Source organism: Micromonospora sicca, from assembly GCF_003172935.1.
Lineage (GTDB): Bacteria > Actinomycetota > Actinomycetes > Mycobacteriales > Micromonosporaceae > Micromonospora > Micromonospora sicca.
In genome coordinates this window covers 1-1,542 of the sequence record NZ_QGKS01000541.1, presented here as the reverse complement: position 1 = coordinate 1,542, position 1,542 = coordinate 1, and the positions used below count along the sequence as shown (strand labels likewise).

Below are 1,542 nucleotides of genomic sequence, written 5' to 3'. Positions count from 1 at the left end.
GGTACGTATTCAGCCTGAGGTGAGTCGCTGATCGGGGCCTGCTGTCCACTGTGGCTTGGCTGACTGGCATGATCTTGGTGTGCAGCCCGGGTCGCAGCTTCCCTCGTATGAGGAACTGGTCGCAGTGGTTGCTGAGCTGCGGGTTGAGGTGCAGCGGCTGCGTGAGGACAACCAGCGGTTGGGTGAGGACAACCAGCGGCTGCGGGTGGAGAACGCTGAGCTGACGCGTCGGCTGGGGTTGAACTCGACGAACTCGTCCAAGCCTCCGTCGTCAGATGGGCTGGGCAGGCAGACGCCGAAGCCGAGGGGTGGGGGCTCTGGCCGGCGTCGGGGTAAGCAGCCGGGGTCCTCGGGGTCGACGCTGCAACTGGTCGGGGATCCGGAGTTTACGGTGGTGCACCGGCCGGACCGGTGTGTGAACCCGGTCTGCGGCGCGGACCTTCGCGACGCGGTGGAGTACGCCCGCCAGCGGCGGCAGGTGTTCGAACTGCCGGAGCCGAAGATCGTGGTCACCGAGCATCAACTCGTGGCGGTGCGGTGCTGGTGTGGGCAGGTCAGCGAGGCGGCGCCGCCGGCGGGGGTGACCGGCCGCGCCCAGTATGGGCCCGGCGTGAAGGCCGCGGCGGTGTATGGGCGTGGGGCTCAGTTCCTGCCGTTCGCGCGGGTGTCACGGCTGCTGGGCGATCTGTGCGGCGCGCCCGTGTCGACCGGGTTCGTGCACGCGGTGGTCACCGAGGCGGCCCGCCGGCTGGGCCCGTTCACCTCACACCTGGCCGCGTTGCTGCACGTGGAGCGGGTGCTGCACGTCGATGAAACCCCGGCCCGTCTCGACGGCGGGTTCAAATACGTGCACGTGGCCTGCACCCCGATGCTGACGTCGTTTCATGTCGGCGGCCGCAGCAAGGCTGACATCGACGCCGGTGGGGTACTTCCCGGCTTCGACGGCACTATCGTGCGGGACGGCTACGCCGCTTACCAGCACCTGCGCGACGCCGAGCATGCTTGGTGCGGGGCGCATCTGATCCGTGACCTACGCGCCGTGCACGAGACTGACCCGGCCGGCCAGCAATGGGCTGAGGTCATGGCCGACACGCTGCTGATGGCCAAGACGATGACCGAGCAGGCGGTCGCCGCCGGCCGCAGCACACTGACCGAGGCTGAGGTCAGCCACATCCGGGCCTGCTACGCCGGCGCCCTCGCCTACGGCCGCCAACAGAACCCACCCGAGCGGCACGGCGAATTGTCGAAGGCCGGCAAACTGGTCGAACGCTTCCACCAGCATCGCGGCATGATCCTGCGGTTCGTGGTCGACCTGGCCGTGCCGTTCACGAACAACCAGGCCGAACGTGACCTGCGCCCGGTCAAGCTCCAACAGAAGATCTCCGGCACCTGGCGCACCCTGCAAGGACTCGCCGACTTCGCCGCCGTCCGCTCCTACCTATCCACCGCCGCCAAACACGGCCAGGACGCACTCGACGTGCTCAAACAGCTGTTCACCACCGGCCCGTGGATGCCCGCCGCTCTCTCAAGCTGAATACGTAC

1 protein-coding gene is annotated in these 1,542 nt (G+C 68.2%); it reads left to right on the top strand.

The features are described 5' to 3' along the window. Window positions 1-79: 79 nt before the first annotated feature. Window positions 80-1,534 carry an IS66 family transposase gene (gene tnpC / locus DKT69_RS37570; protein WP_161558030.1) on the top strand — a complete coding sequence of 485 codons (1,455 nt, stop codon included), beginning with the start codon at window positions 80-82 and terminating at the stop codon, window positions 1,532-1,534. Window positions 1,535-1,542: the final 8 nt, after the last annotated feature.